The sequence below is a fragment of the Leptospira kanakyensis genome (genome assembly GCF_004769235.1).
GTDB lineage: Bacteria > Spirochaetota > Leptospiria > Leptospirales > Leptospiraceae > Leptospira_A > Leptospira_A kanakyensis.
Genome location: NZ_RQFG01000005.1, coordinates 369,724 through 391,825 on the forward strand (window position 1 = coordinate 369,724; position 22,102 = coordinate 391,825).

At 38.4% G+C, this 22,102-nt stretch carries 23 protein-coding genes; 5 read left to right on the forward strand and 18 right to left on the reverse strand.

The window, feature by feature from the left end; translation table 11 throughout:
* The first annotated feature begins 70 nt into the window (after window positions 1–70).
* Complete coding sequence (gene fliE, locus EHQ16_RS02295; protein ID WP_135586645.1) at window positions 71–436, forward strand: flagellar hook-basal body complex protein FliE; 366 nt, start codon at window positions 71–73, stop codon at window positions 434–436.
* Between the two features lie 71 nt (window positions 437–507).
* Here the strand turns inward: fliE and EHQ16_RS02300 are convergent, their stop codons facing one another.
* From EHQ16_RS02300 to EHQ16_RS02320, 5 genes are read right to left on the reverse strand one after another with little or no spacing between them, the layout of a single operon-like run.
* Window positions 508–981, reverse strand: coding sequence for a DUF4430 domain-containing protein (locus EHQ16_RS02300; RefSeq protein WP_244241892.1), 474 nt, complete (start codon window positions 979–981; stop codon window positions 508–510).
* A gap of 31 nt (window positions 982–1,012) precedes the next feature.
* Window positions 1,013–1,945, reverse strand: a complete 933-nt coding sequence (locus EHQ16_RS02305) for an MBL fold metallo-hydrolase (RefSeq protein WP_135636747.1) — start codon at window positions 1,943–1,945, stop codon at window positions 1,013–1,015.
* Window positions 1,946–2,005: 60 nt separating this feature from the next.
* On the reverse strand, window positions 2,006–3,610 hold the full coding sequence (locus tag EHQ16_RS02310; RefSeq protein WP_135636745.1) for a glycerol-3-phosphate dehydrogenase/oxidase: 1,605 nt from the start codon (window positions 3,608–3,610) through the stop codon (window positions 2,006–2,008).
* Window positions 3,607–4,458, reverse strand: coding sequence for a phosphotransferase (locus EHQ16_RS02315; RefSeq protein ID WP_135636743.1), 852 nt, complete (start codon window positions 4,456–4,458; stop codon window positions 3,607–3,609). Before EHQ16_RS02315 ends, EHQ16_RS02310 begins: the two co-directional genes overlap by 4 nt.
* 15 nt (window positions 4,459–4,473) lie before the next feature.
* Window positions 4,474–6,072 (reverse strand): xylulokinase, encoded by a 1,599-nt coding sequence (locus EHQ16_RS02320; protein ID WP_135636741.1) that lies wholly within the window; start codon window positions 6,070–6,072, stop codon window positions 4,474–4,476.
* 218 nt (window positions 6,073–6,290) lie between these two features.
* Between EHQ16_RS02320 and EHQ16_RS02325 the strand changes: the two genes are divergently transcribed.
* Window positions 6,291–7,496, forward strand: coding sequence for an MFS transporter (locus EHQ16_RS02325; protein ID WP_135636739.1), 1,206 nt, complete (start codon window positions 6,291–6,293; stop codon window positions 7,494–7,496).
* Window positions 7,497–7,591: 95 nt separating this feature from the next.
* Here EHQ16_RS02325 and EHQ16_RS02330 read toward each other — a convergent pair whose 3' ends face one another.
* The 8 genes from EHQ16_RS02330 to EHQ16_RS02365 form a co-directional block, all read right to left on the reverse strand.
* Complete coding sequence (locus EHQ16_RS02330; RefSeq protein ID WP_135636737.1) at window positions 7,592–8,194, reverse strand: hypothetical protein; 603 nt, start codon at window positions 8,192–8,194, stop codon at window positions 7,592–7,594.
* Window positions 8,181–8,747 (reverse strand): hypothetical protein, encoded by a 567-nt coding sequence (locus EHQ16_RS02335; protein WP_135636735.1) that lies wholly within the window; start codon window positions 8,745–8,747, stop codon window positions 8,181–8,183. Before EHQ16_RS02335 ends, EHQ16_RS02330 begins: the two co-directional genes overlap by 14 nt.
* Window positions 8,748–8,955: 208 nt before the next feature.
* On the reverse strand, window positions 8,956–9,723 hold the full coding sequence (locus tag EHQ16_RS02340; RefSeq protein WP_135636725.1) for a hypothetical protein: 768 nt from the start codon (window positions 9,721–9,723) through the stop codon (window positions 8,956–8,958).
* Between the two features lie 283 nt (window positions 9,724–10,006).
* Entirely contained in the window at window positions 10,007–10,267 is a 261-nt protein-coding gene (locus tag EHQ16_RS02345; RefSeq protein ID WP_135636723.1) for a DUF2442 domain-containing protein, read from the reverse strand.
* Window positions 10,248–10,493 carry a DUF4160 domain-containing protein gene (locus EHQ16_RS02350; protein WP_135636720.1) on the reverse strand — a complete coding sequence of 82 codons (246 nt, stop codon included), beginning with the start codon at window positions 10,491–10,493 and terminating at the stop codon, window positions 10,248–10,250. The genes EHQ16_RS02345 and EHQ16_RS02350 overlap by 20 nt, the downstream gene beginning before the upstream one ends.
* 152 nt (window positions 10,494–10,645) lie before the next feature.
* Complete coding sequence (locus EHQ16_RS02355) at window positions 10,646–11,140, reverse strand: DUF7000 family protein (protein WP_135636718.1); 495 nt, start codon at window positions 11,138–11,140, stop codon at window positions 10,646–10,648.
* Window positions 11,141–11,225: 85 nt separating this feature from the next.
* Complete coding sequence (locus EHQ16_RS02360) at window positions 11,226–11,882, reverse strand: HAD family hydrolase (RefSeq protein ID WP_135636716.1); 657 nt, start codon at window positions 11,880–11,882, stop codon at window positions 11,226–11,228.
* 67 nt (window positions 11,883–11,949) lie between these two features.
* A complete protein-coding gene (locus tag EHQ16_RS02365) occupies window positions 11,950–12,600 on the reverse strand; it encodes a TetR/AcrR family transcriptional regulator (protein ID WP_135636714.1) in 651 nt (216 codons plus the stop codon).
* Window positions 12,601–12,763: 163 nt separating this feature from the next.
* Here EHQ16_RS02365 and EHQ16_RS02370 point away from each other — a divergent pair, with 163 nt between their 5' ends.
* Window positions 12,764–14,233, forward strand: coding sequence for an aspartate aminotransferase family protein (locus tag EHQ16_RS02370; protein ID WP_135636712.1), 1,470 nt, complete (start codon window positions 12,764–12,766; stop codon window positions 14,231–14,233).
* A gap of 37 nt (window positions 14,234–14,270) precedes the next feature.
* Here the strand turns inward: EHQ16_RS02370 and EHQ16_RS02375 are convergent, their stop codons facing one another.
* Window positions 14,271–14,594 carry a type II toxin-antitoxin system PemK/MazF family toxin gene (locus EHQ16_RS02375; protein WP_135636709.1) on the reverse strand — a complete coding sequence of 108 codons (324 nt, stop codon included), beginning with the start codon at window positions 14,592–14,594 and terminating at the stop codon, window positions 14,271–14,273.
* Complete coding sequence (locus tag EHQ16_RS02380) at window positions 14,588–14,836, reverse strand: AbrB/MazE/SpoVT family DNA-binding domain-containing protein (protein WP_135637334.1); 249 nt, start codon at window positions 14,834–14,836, stop codon at window positions 14,588–14,590. Before EHQ16_RS02380 ends, EHQ16_RS02375 begins: the two co-directional genes overlap by 7 nt.
* A 145-nt stretch (window positions 14,837–14,981) precedes the next feature.
* Here EHQ16_RS02380 and fliF point away from each other — a divergent pair, with 145 nt between their 5' ends.
* On the forward strand, window positions 14,982–16,682 hold the full coding sequence (gene fliF, locus EHQ16_RS02385) for a flagellar basal-body MS-ring/collar protein FliF (RefSeq protein WP_135636707.1): 1,701 nt from the start codon (window positions 14,982–14,984) through the stop codon (window positions 16,680–16,682).
* A 4-nt stretch (window positions 16,683–16,686) separates the two neighbouring features.
* Here fliF and EHQ16_RS02390 read toward each other — a convergent pair whose 3' ends face one another.
* Complete coding sequence (locus tag EHQ16_RS02390) at window positions 16,687–19,248, reverse strand: adenylate/guanylate cyclase domain-containing protein (protein ID WP_135636705.1); 2,562 nt, start codon at window positions 19,246–19,248, stop codon at window positions 16,687–16,689.
* Window positions 19,249–19,298: 50 nt separating this feature from the next.
* Here EHQ16_RS02390 and EHQ16_RS02395 point away from each other — a divergent pair, with 50 nt between their 5' ends.
* The gene (locus EHQ16_RS02395) at window positions 19,299–20,222 is read left to right on the forward strand and encodes an alpha/beta fold hydrolase (protein ID WP_244241893.1); all 924 of its coding nucleotides are present in this window, start codon (window positions 19,299–19,301) and stop codon (window positions 20,220–20,222) included.
* Window positions 20,223–20,225: 3 nt separating this feature from the next.
* Here EHQ16_RS02395 and EHQ16_RS02400 read toward each other — a convergent pair whose 3' ends face one another.
* The gene (locus EHQ16_RS02400; protein WP_135636703.1) at window positions 20,226–21,275 is read right to left on the reverse strand and encodes a CdaR family protein; all 1,050 of its coding nucleotides are present in this window, start codon (window positions 21,273–21,275) and stop codon (window positions 20,226–20,228) included.
* Complete coding sequence (gene cdaA / locus EHQ16_RS02405) at window positions 21,272–22,102, reverse strand: diadenylate cyclase CdaA (protein WP_135636701.1); 831 nt, start codon at window positions 22,100–22,102, stop codon at window positions 21,272–21,274. Before cdaA ends, EHQ16_RS02400 begins: the two co-directional genes overlap by 4 nt.

The window sequence follows — 22,102 nt, forward strand, 5'->3', positions numbered from 1 at the left end:
TTTTAATGTGACATAATTTTTTTATTTAGGTTTTCTAGATTTGGTCGATGTTTAGAGTGAGGAAAGACCCATGTCCATTGATCGAATTTCAAACATCAGTTCCCAAACTTACAAACCACATTCCCTACTCCCACAAGGTGATAAGGTAGGAATCTTTCGCTCCAATGAACGTCATTATGGTAAAACCAATGAAGCCAAATCTCCGGATGAGGTGGCTGGAACTTTTGGAGATGCTTTGAAAAAAGCATTCGAACAAGTGAATGACCAACAAGTAGAAGCAGATGAATTAACACAAAAAATTGTTTTTGATCCAAACTCTGTGGAACTTCATGATGTGATGATTGCGGCAGAGAAGGCTCGGATCTCTTTGACATTTGCAAAAACAATGTCTGATGGATTTGTCAGAGCTTATAGAGAACTCACAACTCTTAGATAAAATTTAAATCACTAAACCTGTACAGTCAATCAGATCCGTTCTCTTTGAAACATACAGGTTCCTTCAATGGGTTATGGCCTAGGGCGACCAAACACGCGCTCTACGGCCTCATACCGAATTTCAATTTTATCATTTGGAGAAACTCGAACACCGCGTTTCATCTGCACTCCATCCACCCTTTCCTCATTCACGTAAACCACCCAACCTTCTGACCAAGAATTCGATTTCCCATTCACTTCCATAATTTCTTCCGTTCGATTGGTAGAAATAAATCGCATGGATGGATCTTCTTTTCTAGATAACTCAGCAAGGATCAGGAGTAAGTCTTTTGATTCAAACAAAGAAGAAGGAATGAATTTTGTTTCTTCGTAATCATCCGAAACAAAATGAATTTGGATTTGAGGATCTTTGGATTTTTTGGACTTAGAAGGTAAGGAACATTGAGAGAGTAATAAAATTAGAAATAATACTAGGTTTAGTAAAATGAATCGTGGTAAAAATAAATTCCTCCCTCGATTCCTCGGTTTGATTAGATTCTGATTCATTTGATTTTGTATTAAAAATTTTTATTGGTGTTTATACTTTGGGTTGTTTCTTTTCAAAAGCATAAACCAACCCTTGTGCATTTAAATTTACATCCAAACGGAGTAACTTCCAATCCGATTCGGTAAGTGTAATGGAGTTTTTATCTGCCAAAGTTTGGATCATGGCTTTCACTTTTGATTCCATAAATGGCAAACGTTCTTCTTTTGGGATGGTTTCCAAGTTTGATATGGCTTCCTGACAAAGGATTAGACCTTCTTTTAAGTCGCCGGCATTTTCTTTTAAATTTCCGATCGGGCCAAAATGTGTGAGATAGGCAACCTCAGCTCCTGTATCTAAAATTCGTTCGAGTGAATGGATGGCTTCTATAGAATCAAAGTCAGTGGGTGTTGTGGTAGGGAAAATAAATCGTTGTCCATTTTCTAAATGAGGATAGGAAATTCCAAAGGAATCACCGGTATAGATCCCATTTGTTTTTTGATCATAGATACAGAAGTGATGATTGGCATGTCCTTTGGTGTAGATAAACTGAAAAGAATGGCCTTTCCAACTAAGCCACTCCCCATCTTCCATCACACGAACTCTATCTTTTGGAATGGGTTTGATTTCGCCATACAAAGAATCAAAGTTTTCTTTTCCATAGACGGACGTGGCACTTTTAATCAGCAAACTTGGATCTATCAAGTGTTTGGCGGTTTTGGGATGAGCAAGTAAAATAGCGTTCGGACAAGCTTCGAGGAGAGCCCAAGCACCACCCGCATGATCCAAGTGCACATGAGTGACAATCACATAGTCTAAATTTTCTGGTTTGATTCCCTCGGTCTCCATAACCTTTAGAATCCTCGGAATGGCATAGGTTGTATTGGTTTCGACAACAACCCCATGGCCCTCTTCTTCCAAAAGATAGGCCGAAGCCACTTGGGGGTAGTTTGCATATTCTGTATCAATGGTAAGCACTTTGCCCATAGCAAAATAGTAAATGGGGAAAGTGCTCTTTGTCAGCCGAAAATTATAATCTAAAAAGAATCAAACAGGTAATTTTAATGTTCTGTAAATGATTTCTGTTTCTTTCTTTTTTGTTTCCTCTGACCAATTCCATTCTGCACTAGCCGTGTCAATGATCGATTTCATGATTTCATCAGAAAGAATTCCCAGTGTTCCAAGCCCTGTCCTTCTTAAAAAAACATCAGAAAGAGATTTTGCCATTTCATAACGGATCACATAAACAACTTCTGCTAAAATTTCTCCATCGGCATTAAGAACTGCTGCTAGATTTTTTGTTTTTCTCGCAAGATCCAAAATGATTTCATATTGTAACCCGTAGTGACGGATTAAATAATCGATAGTATTTTCCGAGAAGTCAGAATTTTGTTTTTTTGCCCCTTGGATGAAAATTTCAACATTCGGAATTTGTGAAGCATATAAATGTTGTTTTGCGGAAATGCTATCACCAGGTTTTTTATGTAATTTCTTTTGGATTCGTTTGAAAATTGATTCTGCAAAATGTCGGCTTGTTGTATACTTCCCACCAGCTGCGGTAATGAGGCCTTGGATTCCATCACGAGCATGATCATAAAGTTCTGATCTTCTGGACGCCGAATAAGTATCATCAGAACTTTCAATTAAAGGTCGTAATCCACCGTAAGCAAAAATAACATCATCAACACTTAACTTTTCTTTTAGATGAGAAGTTTCATTGATATAATCAATAAATTCAACGATACTTTCCCTTGTGAGTTTCCAATCTTCCACATTACCAAAGTAAGACTTTTCAGTTGGACCAATCATTGAATGGCCACGCCAAGGAGCAAAACTAAAATGTCCTTTATCACCCACATACAAAGTCATTAGGTTTGTTAACTTTTTAGTAATGATATAGATTCCTTCCGAACGTTTTTTCGGCATAGGTTGTTCTGTTTTAGGAGATTTAGAAAGAATATTGTGTGTCCAAGGTCCGGAAGCATTGACTGTTACCTTGGAACGAATTTGGTGTTTAACACCGGTCAATACATCATGGACTTGAATCCCCGCAACAGCACCTTCCTTCCAAATTAAATCATCGACGATTGTATAGTTGGCAATTTTTGCACCATAGGAAGCAGCAGACTTTAAAAAACTAAGTGTTAACCTTTCTGGACTCAAACAAATGGCATCATAAAAATAAGCCGCGTCCTCAAAATCACCTAAATTCTTTTCTAAGAGTTCTTTTCGTTTGAGATATTTATGATTGGGAATTTGTTTGGATTCGTCCCAAGTCCACTTGCTATCAAAAGAAAGAAGGTCATAAACAAAAAGTCCAATCCTTGCAATGAGTCCCGGTTTCGGAAGGATCATTGGATAAGGATAAACTAAATTGGGTGCGATGTTGGAAAGAATCCTTCGTTCTCCTAGTGCTTCTCTCACAAGACCGATTTCAAACTGTTTTAAATAACGAAGCCCACCATGAATTAATTTCCCAGTGGCCGCAGAAGTGGCCCCACCAAAATCTTTTTTTTCAAGTAAGGCAACCGTATAACCACGACTTGCTGCTTCGTAAGCCAAAGTCGCACCGGTGATTCCTCCACCGATGATGGTAACATCAAATTCCTCACCTTCGTATGACTCAATAAAACGTTCTAGTTTTAAATTCATACTTTCCCACCATTCACCACCAAACGAGCGATTTGTGTTTTTAAACTTTCCCTTTCGCTTTCAATATTCCATAAACCCAAACGAAGGATGAGTGCAGGAAGTCTCCAAGCAGAAATTTCCGCGTCAGTAATCCCACTAAGTTTTTTATAGGCTTTCAAATATCCAGAGAGAATGAACTTTCTGACGATTGTATAAAAAATAATTTTTAATTTCGGTGTTCCCGGCCAAAGTTCACCATCGGTGAACAGTAGGAAGGTGAAAGCAACATCTGCCGCCGAATTCCCTTTTGCCGCAGTCATCCAATCGATGATGATTTCATCCTTCCCTTCGACGATTACATTTTCTGGATGGAAATCTAAATGAAGAATAGAATTTCCGTTTGGCAATCCGGCTATATAGGATTTGACTTTTTGTTTTTCACCAAGATTTAGAAAGGACAGTGGTTCAGAATCCAAACAATGATTTAAAATTTCTTTTATATCTTTAAAACGTTCTGATTCAATTTGATGGATCCCATAGTGCAAATGCGCCAATTTACCTGCAATGCGAAAGAGCTCCAATGGATTTTTATCAGGTAGTTTGGTCAGCGAAATTCCATTCAGACGATCAAAAATAATTCCAAATCGATTTCCCACTTTGGCTTTTCCGTAACATCGCATCTTGGATGCACCCTTTCTGTTGGCCTCAACAGTATTCTCTACCTCTAAATCAATTTCTGATTCTTTTGCCTCTGGAAAAAAAAGTTTTAGAATTCGATTCTCTGGCAAAATAAATAGATCCGCCGATCTACCAATTGCAAAAGGTTTCCCCAAACTTTCCATACTGTATTCAATGTTATGTTTAGCCATTTCCTATTCCCGATTTTATGTATTTAAAATTGCAAAATTGTTTTGATTCACTTTGTAAAGGTTTTGAAAGACCTTAAAGTTTTTATCATAGATCTCTTTATGATTTGGATTGGGAATCCATTTGTCTTGGATAGGAATCATCGATTTGATCTCTTCAAATTTTTGAATTTTTCCAATTCCAAAAGCTACGATTGCTGCGGCTCCCATCGCGCCAACGTTTTCCGGATGGACCACCCTTTCAATGGTTTTTCCAGTGATATCAGCTAACAACTGACAGATAAAGCCAGATCTTGCTACACCTCCCACAAAGCGAATTGTATCAGAAGTAGGCACCTTCCGATGGGATAGTTCCAAAATCCAACGTTTGTGAAAAAGGATTCCTTCTACTACCGATCGAATGAGAGTTCTTTTGCCTGTATTCAAACTGATGTTAAAGAAAATCCCTCTTGCTTTTGGGTCTTCAAAGGGACAACGGTTTCCATGAAGCCATGGCGTAAAGATAACTCCGTGAGACCCAGGCTCTGTATCTTTAATCGAATCAAACATAAACTCAAATAAACTTTCATACACAGCATCAGGGCCATCGGTGATTTTCTTTTTTTCCAAATATAAATCAATTTCATCTAAAGCCAAGTGGTCTCTTACCCATTGTAAACATTTACCCGATGTTTCTTGTTCCCCAAAAAAATTATAAAAACCTTCTCGGGCTCCAACGATGGATGCGATCCTTGCTCCAATATCAACAGTTCTCTTTTTGGTTACGGTTGCTATCCATCCAGAAGTTCCTGCATAAATATGAGTGTCACCTTCGCTCACTGCCCCGGCTCCCACTCCAATGAGAGAGGCGTCACCACCACCACCAAACACTGCTATGTTTTCTTTGAGTCCTAAATACTCGGCAGCTTCTTTTGTAAGTCCTCCCACACGATCAGAGGAATTCACAATCTTTGGCAAATGATCCAAACGAACTCCGAACAATTTACATAAAAGAGGACTCCAATTTCCTTTTCCAACCCTTGAGTTATATAAAAAAGTAGCAAAGGCAGAATCTCTAGTCATCACAGCTTCGTTTGTAGAGCGTGCGATTAGATATTCCTTTACATCAAACCACCACTTCACTTTCGAAAATACTTCTGGTTCATTTTTTTCGACCCATTTGTATTTCCAAATGGGATCTTTCACGCTGGCAGCCACTGCTCCCGTGATCCAAAGAGATAACAAGAGTTTAATGGCATTGATCCCTTCAATTTTAAAACCGTGTACAATCCCTTGTTTCATTTCCCTTGTGGCCCTTTGGTCCATATAACTCATCGCCGGGCGTACGGCTTGAAACTTCGAATCGGTGAGCACAAGGCCCTGCATCTGCGAACAAAAGGAAATCCCTTGGATGGCGTCTGGATGGATTTTGGATTGGGTTAGAATTTGCGCCGTGGTGTCCTTCATCGATGACCACCAATCTTCCGGATTTTGTTCCGCACCCCCGTTTTCCAAAAGTTGGATCGAATATTCCTTTGTGGCGGACTGAACCAGCTCCAATGCCTGAGTCATCCGAAAGAGGCAGGTTTTGACTCCGGTTGTTCCTATATCATAGGTAAGTATGTATTCCGATTCCATGAAAACTCCAGCGAACTCACAAAAGACAGATAACCGCCGCAACCAGCAGTTTATCGTTTTTCTCTCAGAAAAAGAAAAAAGTGAGTGATCACTCACAAAGAATTAGAATCATCAGCTCCTATGGCAAATCATTTTCCTTCGGCATTTCTTCTTAAGAGAATTTATTCCGAACAAATGTTTGAAAGCAAAATCCATCGATTGTAAAATAGGGAGTCAAAATGAGCCAAAACCAACCAAAATTATATGTTTACCGTTGGGTCGTCCTGTTCGCATACATCGTCATCACTGCAACGATTTGTTTGCAATGGCTGACCTATGCTTCGATCGCACGCGATGCCAAAGAATTTTATCATGTAAGCCCCCTGCAAATTGATTTACTCTCTCTAGTATTCCTCGGTGTTTTTGTCATCATAGCCATTCCTGCTTCTTACGTGATTGATACCTACGGGATCAAAAAAGGAGTTGGGTTTGGAGCCATACTAACCGGTGTTTGCGGGTTACTCAAAGGAATTTATGCCGCCGATTATACAGTTGTCCTTATCTGCCAAATTGGCTTGGCCGTAGCACAACCGTTTTTACTGAATGCCGTCACAAAGATTAGTGTCTTGTGGTTTCCCATCCAAGAAAGAGCCACGGCCGTAGCCCTGGGAACTCTCGCACAATTTCTCGGAATCATTCTTGTGATGATCCTCACCCCCATCTTACTCCAATCGGGAAATTCCATTCCTGAGGTCATGATGATTTATGGTTTTGTTTCTGTGGCTTCCGCCATTCTTTTTCTTCTGCTCATCAAAGAAAAACCTCCGACTTCTCCAAGCACTCACGGCGAAGACCATGAACTCCCGTTCTTAGAAGGACTTCGTTTTCTATGGAAACAGAAGGATATGAGAAAAATCCTATTTTTATTTCTCATTGGCCTTGGAGTCTTCAATGCAGTCAGCACTTGTATTGATCAAATCTGCGAAATCAAAGGACTGAATATCGAAGAATCAGGGCTCGTGGGTGGAGTGATGCTCATCTCTGGAATCATTGGTGGGATCATCATTCCTCCGTTATCCGATAAATTACAAAAAAGAAAATCATTCCTCATCATTGCGATGGCTGGATTCTTAATAGGCCTTAGTTTATTTACCTTATTCCAAGGTTTTATTTTCCTACTCACAGGTTCTGTGATCATTGGATTTTTTCTACTCGGGATTGGTGCCCCTATCGGATTCCAATACTGCGCGGAGATCACATCCCCCGCACCAGAGTCCACTTCGCAAGGATTGTTACTTCTAGTTGGACAAGTATCAGGAATTTTATTTATCTTAGGATTAAACTTTTTTGGGATGATATCGTTTCTTTATATCCTTCTCATCTTGTCGCTGATTAATTTTGTGATGGTGTTTTGGTTAAAAGAATCACCGTTTATGGAAAGTTGATTGAGGAAATATTCGGCACACAGGTAGTCAATGGGAATTGCCCCCTGTGCCAGAATGAGGAGCGCAAAGATTCTTCGATCACAAACACTCTCTCATCACTTGAGCGACATCTTGACTGCTTTGTTAATACAAGCACTCATAGTTGGGAAAAGATAAGTATCACTGGTTGCTGCATAAGCACCTTTCGAATAAAAATCATCTCCTCCTGTAAATCCATCGGCAAACCGGAGACGATAATCTGAACGATCTTTTGATTCTGGGCTAATTTTAAAAAGTTTTATCTTCCTTCTGTCGCCTTTATAACTGAGTTCAAAGACTTGGGAAGAGATTTTCTTTACATCTAACATATAGAAGGTGCGGTCGAATAAAAATTTCAAAACAGCCTCACCTTTCTTGGTGTCAAGAGCAAGACATGCATACCGAGTGATTTGTCTGTTATCACTATGAGTGCCGACTAAATTCGCAAAAGTGGCAGTTTGAATGATAAAGTAATAAGCATCCATCTGGTAGGGTTGAAACGGTCCAGGGATAGGAGTGATATCGTCAATTTGGCCAAACGGTGCATTGAATTGGAATTCCCAACCCTCAGGCAGGTCAGGGTCAGGAGTCATTGTTTCTGCAACCGATTCTGTTATGAAGGTGAAAAAACAAATTACCAGTAACAAAACACCGAGAATGAGATGATTAAATTTTATCAATTTGTTTTAAAACCTCAGTGTATTCCCCACGTTCTTTATACCCAAGATAAAAATCTTCAGCACATAATGGTTTTCCTTCTTCCCCAGGGTATACTTCCAACACTTTTAACTGCAACACGATGATTGTTCCAGGCACATTTTCTGTAGATCCTACTGGTTTGTAGGCAGGCATTGGGTATACAATGTCAGCTTGGTTGGGAAACGAGACTTCAAAACTTTTTGTTTTTCTAAATTCATCATAAACATGATAACTCATTCCATTATTAATTTCATAGTATTGAGTCTCAAAAAAAGTAATCCTCAATTTTTTGATTCTTGCAAACTCATCCTGTATTTTCCCATCTACTTCACAATAGTTTTTAAATGCAAAATGATGAGTGTCCTGCATGTTCTGTACTTTATGTTTTGGGGAATATTTCGCACTCGAATCGACTTCTTGAATGGCATGAAACAGATATAAGGATTCTCCAACACCTTGGTTTTTGGAAACAAGCCACTTTCGTTTGTTTCCAAATTTTTGAATGTATTCGTCTCTGTTCTTACTTTTTAACATGGATTTAAAATTACCATCTATTACGTAGTAATTTACTGTAAAAAAATGTTGGTCTTTTGAAGATGCGATCGGGAAACCACAGGAGCAATTCTGGTTGTAATGATTTATATATTTTACAATCGAATTTAAATCTGCTTTTTCATCAGCGTGAAGACCTGATACCACAAAAACAAAAAATAAGATGTGAAAAATACCAAAAATGATTTGTTTAAATTTTATCAATTTGTTTCAAAACCTCTATATATTCCCCGCGCCATTTTTCACCTAGATAAAAATCCTCTGCACATAAGGGTTGGCCTTCTTTCCCTGAATATACCTCTAGAACTGTAAGTTTCATAAGGAATATATTGCCCCGCGAATTCTCCGTATGACCAACTGGTTTATATGCAGGCATCGGCTGCACAATACTTGCCTCATTAGGGAAAGAAATCTCAAATGACTCCGTTTTTTTAAATGGTGTCACCAGGGCATAACTCATCATATTATTTACGAGCTGATATTTGGATTCAAAAAAAGTAATCTTTAGTTTTTTGATACGAGCGAAGTCTTCACTTATCTTCCCGCCAACCTCGCAATAGTTTTTAAATGCAAAATTGTGTATATCTTGAATGTTTTTTACCTTAAATTCTGGTGAATAATCCCAAAATTCATTCACTTCTCGAAACTCATGGAATAGATACAGAGACTCACCTACGCCTTGGTTTTTCGAGACTAACCACTTACGTTTGTTACCCCATTTTTGAATTGCTTCTTGTCGAGATGAACTATTCAAAAGCATTTTAAAAAAGCCATCTTTCGCATAATAATTAACTGAATACAAATTTTGATCTTTTTCACTGGCATAAAGCAACGTACAAGAACAGTTTACGCCTTTTTCGTTAATATATTTTGTTATATGTTGAATATCTTTACGTTCATCAGCATCTAAATTGTAAATTGACAAGGCAAGAAAACAAGAAATCAAAATTTTCTTCATAGAATGATTGCACACATACTGCCGACAAACCGAACTTTAAAATCTTCCCCTGGATTAAGGAATCAGATTCATTGGAATGGTGAATGGATGGCAGTTCCTTTCACAATTGGTAAATCGAAAATAAATTAGAGTCAAATCTAAAATAGCAACTTTCAACTACTTAACGTATGCTTAATGCATATCACCACCGAGGTTAGAGAATAGATCTAGAATGGACTTGGCATTCCCAGGATGGAAAACGGGTTATATGAATGAAAACTTAGAACGAATCGTTCGTTTTGAATTATTTCTTAGAAGAGGATAGGTCACCTGTACCAAGTAGGAGGCCTGCCACACTGATATCTTCATCTAATTCTTCCCAGTGAATTCCAATCCCCCCTCCGCTAATTTCAAATCGATCCAGTTGTTCTTTCTTTGCTTTTCTTAATCGAGGAAAGAATGCAAGCGGTACGGATAAAGATCTACCATCATACAAAGAGATCCAAAGGTTATCGTCATCAAACCAAATTTTTTGTGCTTTTGCTTCAGAGATTAAAGAATTCATTCCATTTGCCCTCTATTAGATTTGAATTTATTTCTATTTCTTCTTCAATCCAATTTAATTCTTTAGATGTAAAGCCGTAATTATCAACTAAAATTGCGTTTGGTTTCATCCAAAATTTTGCAATTTTCTCACCCTTTCTTACGTGAATATGTAATGGCTCACGAGGGTTACCCTCGTTCGAAAAGAAGAAAAATTTATAACCATTCCTTTCAAATACCTTCGGCATATATCTATCAGAGAATAAATCAATCGTTTCTGCAACAACTAAACTGTCTAAATGTTTAGAGCAGCTAACTTACTTTTATAAAGAATAAAGCTCAAAGAAAAGTATTTATTTGCTGTTAAGCGGCACATCAAAAACAAATGACCCAATTTCTTTTATTTCAATTTACTGCGTTTGATGTCCTCAATAATTTCCGAAGTCACCTGAATCAAATGATTTTCAATTTGTTTCGTAAGCCGATCCAAATCACTAAAATCGGGATTTTCAATAAGGATCGTTTCCAAAATGGAATATTGTGGTTTGGTTGTTCTATTTTTATTCCACTTCGTGTTTTTAAAATACTCCCAATACCTTTCTTGGATGGGAATGGTTTGCCCCAAAAGCCAAACTTCAAATTGCATTTTTGGATGGTTTAACACAAGCCCCATCTTTAATTTTCTATCTTTCAAGAACTTGTTCGAATAATAGAAATAGGTATAGTCCATATAGCCTTGGAAAAGACTTCCAAAGGAATAACTTTTAGAGAGGTTTTTGGATAAAGTGGTGCCGAGTTTGGTTACGTATTTGACAAGACCTGCATATGCTTCTTGGATGTCTCCTATCTGGAGTTGTTTTTTGTATGCATTTACATAATCATTGAAGTCTTTCATAGGGCAACCTTCCGCTTCTCTTAATATTTATTTGTCACTGTTATCGCAGACAAGAATACAAAACACGCAAACGAATTATCACTTGTTATATGAAACTATACTGATCGATTAAATACTCTTCCAATTCCAAAAAATTTCGAACGAAGGGAATTTCCCCCGTTTGGAAATAAGAAGTGTGCCTATCGTCGTGTGCGATCCCGAGAAAATGAAATCCAAACTTACTCGCAGATTCATAATCGGCAGGAGAATCACCAATATAGATGATTTCCTCCTTATTCATATTTTCTTTTTTTAATAATGCAAAGATTGGTTCAAAAACATTTGGATTCGGTTTATGAACAGCAGTATGATCAGAGGTTTGGATCTGCAAAAATAAATTCGTATCAACTCGAAGCTCATTCAATTCACGAAGAACCACTTTTTCACTGGATGAAGTGACAATTCCAAATTTTACGAAGTTTTTATATTTATCGATAAAATCAAAAGCATTCAAATGAGGAATGTTTAAATCTTTCTTTGAAAATTCTATATAGATAGACCAAAGGTAATGAATGTCTGAAGAAAATCGCCCAAAGAGATTTAGCAAAAATTCTTCCGCAGGAAGTCCCCAAGCCGCATCGATTTCTTTCTCAGTGATTTTCGTTCCAAAGAGCTCTTCCGATAGTTTGTATATTGTTTGATAACGAGTCTTTCTTGTTTGCACTAAAGTATCATCGTAATCGAATAAAATAGCTTTTATCATAGCAATTCAGTGATTGTTTGATCCAAAATTCATTTAAGAGTTGATAGCCGAAAAGTTGGTTTCTTTCTCACCCACCCAGTGCCCTGCGGATGACTTTCATAACTCCCGCTACAACGTCTTCGTCCTTATCAAAAATATCTTCACCCAAATAGATCTTCATTCGTTCTTTATAATACACTGTGGAATAGGAAAACTGAAGTGTCATAAAAATATTATCGAGTAAAAAAGCAGACAAGTTGCTATCCACATCCGAACTTATCGTTCCTTCTTTTTTAGCAAGGTTAATCATTTCAATATAACATTTTGCAGATAATGATTCTAACTCACCTGACAAACGAGTGATGAGTTCATAATTACTTTCTGTTGTCATTTCATTGTAGAGGCGAATGATGTCTTGGTTGATCCGCGAATGGGTTTGGATGATACGAATGATTTTTTCAATTTTCCCAAACAAATCCAGATCCATAGAAAGAACAGACTCTAAGGTTTTTTCTAATTGGGTGATTCCATGATCCACAACGGTAAGAAAAAAATCTTCTTTGGTTTCAAAGTATTTATAGAGAGATCCAACGCTGATTCCGGCTTTTTGAGCAATGGTATTGGTATTGGCGCTCGTAAACCCGCGATTGGCGAATTCAGAAATGGCTGTCGATAAAATCCGATTTCTCTTTTCTTCGGAAATTCGTTCAAAACTATCATTAAAATGCTTCGTTACCATATCTATCCCCGTCCAATAAACGAAAAAGGCTGGATTTCTCCAGGAAATTTATGCAATTTTCCAAAGAATCCGTCAATCTCGATCAATTTTATGAATTCCTTCTTGACAATGAGTGATAACTCACTCATTGTCAAGAAAAAAGACCCGGAAGAGGAAAGATTATATGGCCCAAGGCTTTTCCATGAACGAATACCCGAACGTAGACCAGATCTACAAAGACCTAAGGAAATTAATTTCCCTTCCGATCCGCTCCATTCGTAAAGACGCGATGGAGGACATCATTCATAATTACTTCGATAAAAAATGCAGTAAGTCCAAAGCCATGATCACGAAGGCTTCGGAATACATTCCTGGCGGGGTCCAACACAATCTTTCCTTCAACCATCCATTCCCTCTTGTATTCACAGAAGCATCGGGTGCTTATCTCTATGATTTAGATGGAAACAAATATATCGATTTTTTACAAGCAGGTGGGCCCACCGTTCTCGGAAGTAATCCAAACATTGTTCGCAAAAAAGTCATCGAACTTCTCAATACAACAGGCCCTGTGACTGGTCTTTTTCATGAATACGAATATAAGTTAGCCGAAAAAATTGTAGAGTTAGTTCCTTCCGTCGAAATGTTTCGAATGCTTGGCTCGGGAACCGAAGCTTGTATGGCATCCATTCGTGTCGCAAGGCTTGCGACAAAGAAAAAGAACATCGTGAAGATGGGTGGCGCTTATCACGGTTGGAGTGATCAATTGGCTTATGGTCTTCGGATTCCTGGCACAAGACATTTCGAAGCCAATGGAGTTCCTAAATCCATTTTCAAATACACACAAGAATTTTATCCGAACGATTTGAACGCTTTAGAGTCGGTTCTCAAACGAAATCGTTTATTTGGTGGCACTGCTGCCGTTCTCATTGAACCAGTAGGACCAGAAAGTGGAACAAGACCTCTTGATCTCAATTTCAACAAAGGAGTGAGAGAACTTTGCGATAAGTATGGTGCCCTTCTGATTTTTGATGAAGTGGTGACTGCCTTCCGCATTGGTCTTAGCGGTGCCCAAGGTTATTTCGGTGTGGATCCTGATCTTACGATCTTCGGTAAAGTAGTGGCAGGTGGATATCCATCAGCTGGTGGACTTGGTGGTAAAAAAGAATACATGAAGTATGTCTCTGCTGGATTACAAACTGGCACCAAAAAGGCGTTAATCGGTGGAACGATGGCCGCAAACCCACTCAGTTCTGCTGCCGGTTACTTTACACTTTGTGAAATGGAAAAAACAGGAGCTCTTGAAAAATCAGGAAGGGCTGGTGACAGACTCACAAAAGGATTACAAAAACTAATCAAAAAGTATGACCTTCCTTTTGTTGCTTTCAACCAAGGTTCCATTTGCCACTTAGAAACCGTTGGAACGATGTTACTCGATATCAATATCAAGAAGTTCTGGACCATCAAAAAAACCATTGCCGAAGCACATAAAAGAAAACATGCGATGGAAGAAATGGGTGCGGCGTATATGTCGGAAGGTCTTGTGACTCTTGCAGGAAGTAGACTTTATACCAGTGCTTCCGATACAGATGCGGTGATTGATGATGCCCTCAAACGATTTGATCGTGTGTTCCAAAAAGTGGAAGGTGTGGCATAAAAAATTTGGTTTAAGAGTCGTAAAAGAAAATTTCAGTCTAATCGACTAACATTTCTTTTATGACTTTTTTAATTTTCTGAATGGTTTTAGAATCTGCTGTCCCTAGTTTTTGGACTAACCTGGATTTATCAACAGTTCTGATTTGGTCTAAAACGACAGAATCGTTTTTCCCCTGAAAGGTTAGCGCCACTCTTGTGGGATAACTTTTAGAAGCGGTTGTCATCGGCGCAATCATCACAGTTCCAATGAACTGATTCGTTTCATTAGGCGAGATCACAATACAAGGTCTAGATTTTTGAATTTCAATTCCAACGGTTGGATCTAAATTGATTAAGTATATTTCGTATTGTTTGATTACCATTCCCAATCCTGTGAATTCAAATCAATAGAATCTGGAATGAGTAACTCATCCTCGTTTCCTTTTGCCATCGCTTTGAATTGGTCTTCCCAACCCATTCGCGGTTTGCTTTTAACCGGCGTGATGATGATTTTATTGTCCTCTACCAGTAGATCGACTTCATCTTCTATCTGACATTCCGCTAAAACTGTTTTGGGAATTCGGATTCCTTTCGAATTTCCGATTTGTATGACTGCCGCTTTCATTGTAATTACAATGTAATCACACAAAAAAGATGTCAATGCGAATCCTAACCGAAATCCCCCTTAATTTCCGCCTACTCCCGAAAAGTACTTGTACATTTCGGATTTGCCGAGAGATTATGTCTCAAATCTCGACGAGGCCCGTACTATGCCTGAACCACTGCAAAAGATCATCGATAATCTCAAAGAGTTGTTAAACAAACTCGATAAAACCAAAAAAATGATTTTGGGTGGTGTGCTCGCCGTTGTGGTGGTGGCAGTCATCATCTTATCCAACGTCTCGTCACAACGAAACCGAGTGGTTCTCTTTAAGGATTTGGATTCCAAAGACTTTTCAGAAGTAACCAAAAAACTGGATGCTCTCGGTTATTCTTATGGGTCGAGTGAAACAAGTCTCATCACTGTTGATCCCGAACAAAGACAAGAGATCGTCACAAAACTTGCACAAGAAAATTTGATTCCTGCTGGTGTCACAGGTTGGGAATTATTCGACATCGAAAAATTTACAGAGACCCAATTCGACAAAGACATTAAAAAGTACAGAGCTCTCAAAGGTGCGATTGAAAAATCACTCAATACCTTAAGACCCATTGAAAGATCCGATGTCAACATTGCCATCCCCGAAGGAGATCTTTTTGAATCCAATTCCTATCCTGTCAAAGCCAGTGTGATTTTACACTTCAAACCTGGTGTGGAAGGAATGAGTAAAAAAGAAATCAAAGGGATTGTGAACTTAGTTGCACGTGCTGTTCCTAAGTTAAAACCAGAAAACGTAAGTGTTGCCGATCCCGATGGTAAAATCATTTCTGACTTTGAAGAAGATTTAGAAAAAGAAAGATTAGAACTTCGTATCGTCCAAGAAAAACTTAGAATTGAAGAAGAAGAACGAGTCAAAAGACTCATCGACATTCGCAATACCCTTCGTTGGTATTTGGGTGGTGAAGACCGTGTTGATATCACACGTTTTGAATATTCTTTCAATTGGGACCAAGAATCCTTAACAGAAAATGAAGTATTACCTGTGGTTGCGGAAGAAGATAACCCTGATACACCATATAACGAAAGAAAGTTGGTGGATGGATATTCCTTAAAAGTATCTTCCAAAGAAACAAAAGAATCTTTTAAGGGACGTGGATTCACTCCTGATGGCCCTGCTGGTACAGAACCAAACCTTCCTCCTGGATACAAAGACACAGACTACCAAAAAGCCGAATATTCCAAAGACGAAAATATCAATAACTACGAATTCAACAAACGTGTGAAAGATATCAAACGCCAACCTTGGAAAATTGAAAAGATTGGACTCTCTGTTGTTGTAGATGGTGTTTGGGAACGAAAAGAAAGAGAAGATGGAATGGGATATGATAGAAAGTACATTCCAGTTGCAGAAGGGGATCTAAAACTCGTTCGTAAAAACTTAGAAGCAGCGATTGGTTATACAAGATCACGTGGTGACCAAATCAGTGTCATTACCATTCCTAAAGATAGAACGGAACAGTTCCGTGCCGAAGATGAAGAGTTTCAAAAACAAAGAGCCATCCGCAATATGGTGATTGCTTCCCTTGTAATTCTTATTTTACTTATCCTTGCGATCTTAGTTTACCGTGCGATCAAAAAAGAAATCGCAAGAAGAAGAAGACTCAGAGAAGAAGAACTTGCTGCTCAACAACAAATGATGAGAGAAGCGGCTCTTCGAGTGATGGACGAAGGGGGAGCGGAAGTCGAACTCTCCCTCGACGAAAAACTAAGACGCGAACTTTTAGAAAACGCAATCAACTTGGCAAAAGAAAAACCAGAAGATGTGGCACAGCTACTACGCACTTGGCTTGCCGAGGAAGAACAAACTTAAAACACTAAACTTCGCTCTTCCAACGAATATTGGCACCATGAGAGATCCGGGAATACACTTCCCGGAAATACTGATTCGGTGCCTTCCCATCAGGGTCTTGCGAATAACGAGGCCTTAGGCGGTGAACAAAATACATATCCAACTCACCTTTATTTTTTCCGTGAATCTTCCCTCTGTATTCCGTAACAAAAAAATACTTCACTAACTCATAGGTTTCTTTAGAAACATTGATCTTTCCTGTTTCCCCACCGGACTCCATTCGCGAAGCCGTATTGACCGTATCTCCCCAAATGTCATAAGCAAACTTAAATCGTCCCACAACTCCTGCCACCACGGGGCCAGTATGAAGGCCAAGTCTCAGTTCCCAAAATGGTAGGTTTAGAGCCGTTTTGATTTCTTTTAACTGGTTCATAAAACTTTGCACTTCTAATGCCGCCAAACAAGCGTCAATGGCACTGGTTCTATTTTCTACAGGAAGTCCACCGGCACACATATAACTGTCACCAATGGTTTTTAATTTTTCTAAATTGTTTCTAAGAATGATTTCATCGAACTGAGTGAAACAGGCATCGAGTTCCTCAATCAGACTTTGTTCATCCATACCTTCGGCAACCTTAGTGAATCCTTTAAAGTCAGTAAAAAGGACTGTTACGTTTTCGATTCGAGAAGGTGTCACACTTCCCTTTTGTTTGAGTTCTTGAGCTACCTTATAAGGCAAAATGTTGAGAAGTAATTTTTCGGATTCCTCCATTGCCTCTTCTGCTTTATCCTGAGCAATGAGAGCTTTTTCTCTTTCTTCATCTGCCTTTTGTTTCTCCAAATCCAATAGGAAATAACTGATATCAAGTTCTTCTGCCAAAGGACGAGACATGATGTAAACCACTAAGTAATTAAACAAAACGAGTGGCAAAACAATCATTGTTAAATGAAATGCCGATTCTCCCACTCCATATTGTTCACGGATGAGAGGGAAATATAGTATCGCAGCAATGGCCATGGTAATGAGACCTAAGTTGGCAAGTCTTTGACTGAGTTGGATGGTTCTTCCTTCCAATGACAATGCACCATGTCGGAGCACCGCATAACCAAGTAAAAATGCCGGAATGAATTGAAAGTCCGCAATTGGATAAATTGGGAAACCATGGCTCGGCAAAAGGGCCGCTAATAACAAAGCAGCGGACAATAAAAAAGATCCTATGATCCATTTAGATGCAAAGTTGATATAACCTTTGTTTCTTAAAAAAGTCACAAGCACCAAAATTAAAGCAATGGCACCATTCATACCAACGAGTAACTCAGCGGGACCACCATGATGGACTCTCGACCAAGGATAATCAAAATATCCTACAAATAAATAAGGAGAAGGAGCAAGAATCGCTGCACTCACACAAAGAAAATCAATCCCTTGCACCCATTTTGGAGATTTTTGACCGATGGCTTCAAATACCAAACGCACCATGATACTTGGAGCAAAGGCAAAAGCGACAAAGGTCATTTGCGAAATGCGAAGTTGCACAACATAAGATATATTTAGTTTTAAAGGAACCGACTGAATGACATAAAATCCAGTAAGGATGAGAGCAAAGGCACAAAGTTGATTGATCCTTGCTGAGGGATTGGCACCGGCCACAATGATAGAAAGGAACACGGCACCAAACACTGATATAACGGGAGGAATCCCCCAAGGATACCATTTTGCCGATTCATAAGCATCGGGTGAAAGTCCAAAAGAGACACCAAAAGAAATAAAGATTAAAACAAAAGAGAGAAGTGCAAATAAAAAGTAAAACATCCCATTCTTCTGGAATAGAAGTTCGTTCACATCAAAAAAGTCAGAACGAAAAACACCGTATGCCACAAGTAACATTGGAATGAATAAAAAGAATCCACCCGGATAAACTTTGAACCCAAGGATACTGGGTGCATTCATCGTTGTGAGTAAAAAAAGTAAATTCACTCCATGGAATAATGTAAGATGGTAATGTTTACGAATGTATTGGTAATGTTTGATAAACGAAGGTAAAATTAAAAAGAAATACCCTAATGGTGCTAAAATTCCCCAAGGCCGAACAAAAGAACTTCCTCTTGGATACTTCCCAAAAGTGAATTCGAAAACAGTGGTTTCAAATCCTTTCCCAATCAGAACACCAAAATACAAAACAAAACTTGCAAACCAACAAAGATAAGAATAATACAATAACAACTTACTTTGTTTGCCTGTCATATGATAGGCCAAATAAAATGCTGTTGGGGCTAATGGGGCGACAAGAAAGTATAGTAGATCATTCCAAAAAACTAATGTATTTACATCCTGAATCCAAGCTCTTGTTGTTAACACAAGCCCAACAGATCCAAAACTAATAAAAGAAATGGTAAGGTTTAAATGAAAAAATTTAGTATCAACCTCTGCTTTGCGAAATTTTTGGAAGGCAAAGTAACTTAAAAAAACTCCAACAAAAAAAGTAAGGATCCCCGGCGCTCCATAAGGGATCTGATGCCAAAAATATTCCCAATCGGATATGGTTCCTTCAGGTTTTATAAAATAAATGAGAGGGTATGATTCCATCTCTTTAAAGATCGGCTTTCGGGAAATCAGAAAGTAGCAAATTCTTCTATTTGACTCACTTCCTCTTTTATTGTGCTATGTCGGATATGGTGGATCTAAACTTTCCAAAAAAGAACGCAACAGAATGGTTGGCAGCTGGCAAATTTTTCGAATATAAGAAGTTTCAAATCTTCTTTATCCAAGAAGGACGAGGACAAAACTTAATCCTATTGCATGGATTCCCTACTTCCTCTTGGGACTATTCCAAAATTTTTAATGGCCTTTCCCGTTACTTCAATACAATCGCAATTGATTTTTTAGGATTCGGATATTCTTCCAAACCAAAAAAACATAAATACACACTCATTGAACAAACAGATATTATAGAAAACTTTATCGAAAAGAATGCACTACGAAGAGTGAAATTTGTTTTTCATGATTATGCAGTGAGTGTGGGCCAAGAAATTTTAGCAAGGCACTTAGAACGCGCGGATCGTAAGTATGAAATTGATGGAGCTGTATTTATGAATGGAGGACTTTTCCCCCATCTCCACAGACCTACATTCAAACAAAAACTTCTCGCAACACCAATCTTAGGTGCTATTCTTTCAAAGTTTTATGATGAAAAAAAGTTTGGAGTGGCTTTTGCACAAGTATTTGGAAAAAACACAAAACCAAACGACAAAGAAATTTCTGTACTTTGGAAACTCATCACTTATCCCAATAAAGTTTTAATCCCTCATAAACTTCTGAAATACATTAAAGAAAGAAGGTTACATGGGGAACGATGGAAAAATGCCCTCTTACAAACAGAAGTTCCCCTCCTTTTTATCAATGGAGCGGAGGATCCAGTAAGTGGTCGTCACCTAGCAGATGAAATTGAAAAACTTCCAATCAAAAACAAAAAACTGATTCGTTGGGAAACAATTGGACATTATCCTCAATGGGAAAACCCAGAAGAGAGTTTTAAAGAAATCTACGAGTTTTTAAAATAAAACTTAAGACCTGTCGGAAGGAACATTACCCGGGCCATCCATTCCGGTTCCATCATCAGTGGGGTCGGAATCTGGGTTTTGTTGTTCTTTCACTTTATAACGAATTTCAATTTTCTCAGGACTGATTTGTAAAATCTCAATCCCTTTTAAATCTTTACTTTTGATGATCCGAACTTTGGCAACTTGCGGCTGTAATTCGGGAATGATTTTATTTTTGACAGGATCAAAGATATAATTACAAGGAACTTGGGCAGTAATTCCCGTAAGAATCTGCGCCGACCGAATGGGTTTGAGAGAAAAATAACGGATGGCAACTTGTTCTTCAGAAAGTTCTGCATCTAACCTAACATCTGAACCCGAACAAACAATAGGAATCCCTGCGGCAGTCTGTTCTCCTGTTTTATACGACAAAGGAATGATATTTACATTCACAGTGACATCCCGGGATCCAAGAACACTCACACCTTTGGGAAGTTCTGGAATTCGAACCGTTTTTGCAAATGGTTCCTTTTTATCCATAAGTGAAATTTCAGGCAAAATTACTTTGGTAATTTTTTCCAAATCCTGCGGTTTTCCACTGAGTGTAATTTTCTGAGGACTCACAATTTGAGTCAACTTTTCAAAGTTAGCTGGCGGTGCTCCTTCAAAAACAACTTCTAATGGAACTACTTTTAATCCACGAGATTCAATTTCAACAGGTACAGTTTTTTTAAGTTTGGTAACCTTAACTCCACTCGGAACCCCAACAATTTTTTTAATTGGAACTTCTGTCACTCCGAGTTGAACATCTTCTGGATCAATCACAGCTTTCATAAACTGTGAATAATAATTTACAACGTCTTTCAAACCTTCCACACGAATAGGAATGGTTTTTTCTGGGTTTTTAGAATAGTTTAAATTACCGGATAACTTTGGATAGTCGACAGGAACGTTAATTGTTTTAATCAAAACCTTCGAATTCTGGAGGTTTACGTAAAAAATACTAGCAATGATCAAAGAAACTAATTTTGCCTTCCAGTTTCTGGAAATTTTCCCAAGTAACTTTAAAATCATATACTGACACCCGTATCTTTCTCTTTGGGTTTACGAAGAGATTCATCTTTTGACCTTCGGGTTCCAGTCATTAGGCTACTGACAAGTGCTTTGAGTTCGAGAGGTTTTACCGGATGTAACATTTCCCCTTCATAACAAATAGTAATATCACCTGTTTCTTCAGACGTTACGATGATGATGGCATCTGTTTCTTCCGAAAGCCCCAAAGCGGATCTATGCCTTGCACCGAGTGTTGCAATTTCCACCGAACTACTCATTGGTAGATAAGAGGCCGCACAAACAATTCGGTTTTGTTCTATGATCACAGCTCCATCGTGTAGAGGTGAATTTTTAAAAAAGATAGTTTGTAAAACTTCAGATGTCACTTGTGCATCCATTGGCACAGCGTTTTCAGAGATATCTTTTAAACTAATGTCTTTGACAAGTACGATGATGGATCCTGTTTTTTCTTGTGACATGACCCGAACTGCTTCGACAATAGGATCAAGATCAAAAGTAGGTTTCAGAAAGAACAATCGAAGTAGGCGAATGCGTGCTAAATCGCCGGTCAAACGACGAAGTTCCGGTTGCAAAAGGACAATGATCGCAAAAACTAAAGCTGGACGAATGTTCGTTAGGATCCACTCCAGAAGTTCAAAACCTAAATACTCGGCAAGGCTTCCGGAAATCCAAATGATTCCCACACCTAGTAAAAGTTGAATCCCTCGTGTTCTACGAAGTGTTGTATAAGTTTTATAAATTAAAAATGCGACGATTAAAACATCTAAAGATATGGAGATATAATTTTTACTCCATGGAATGATGTATAATCCTCGAAAAAAATCCAA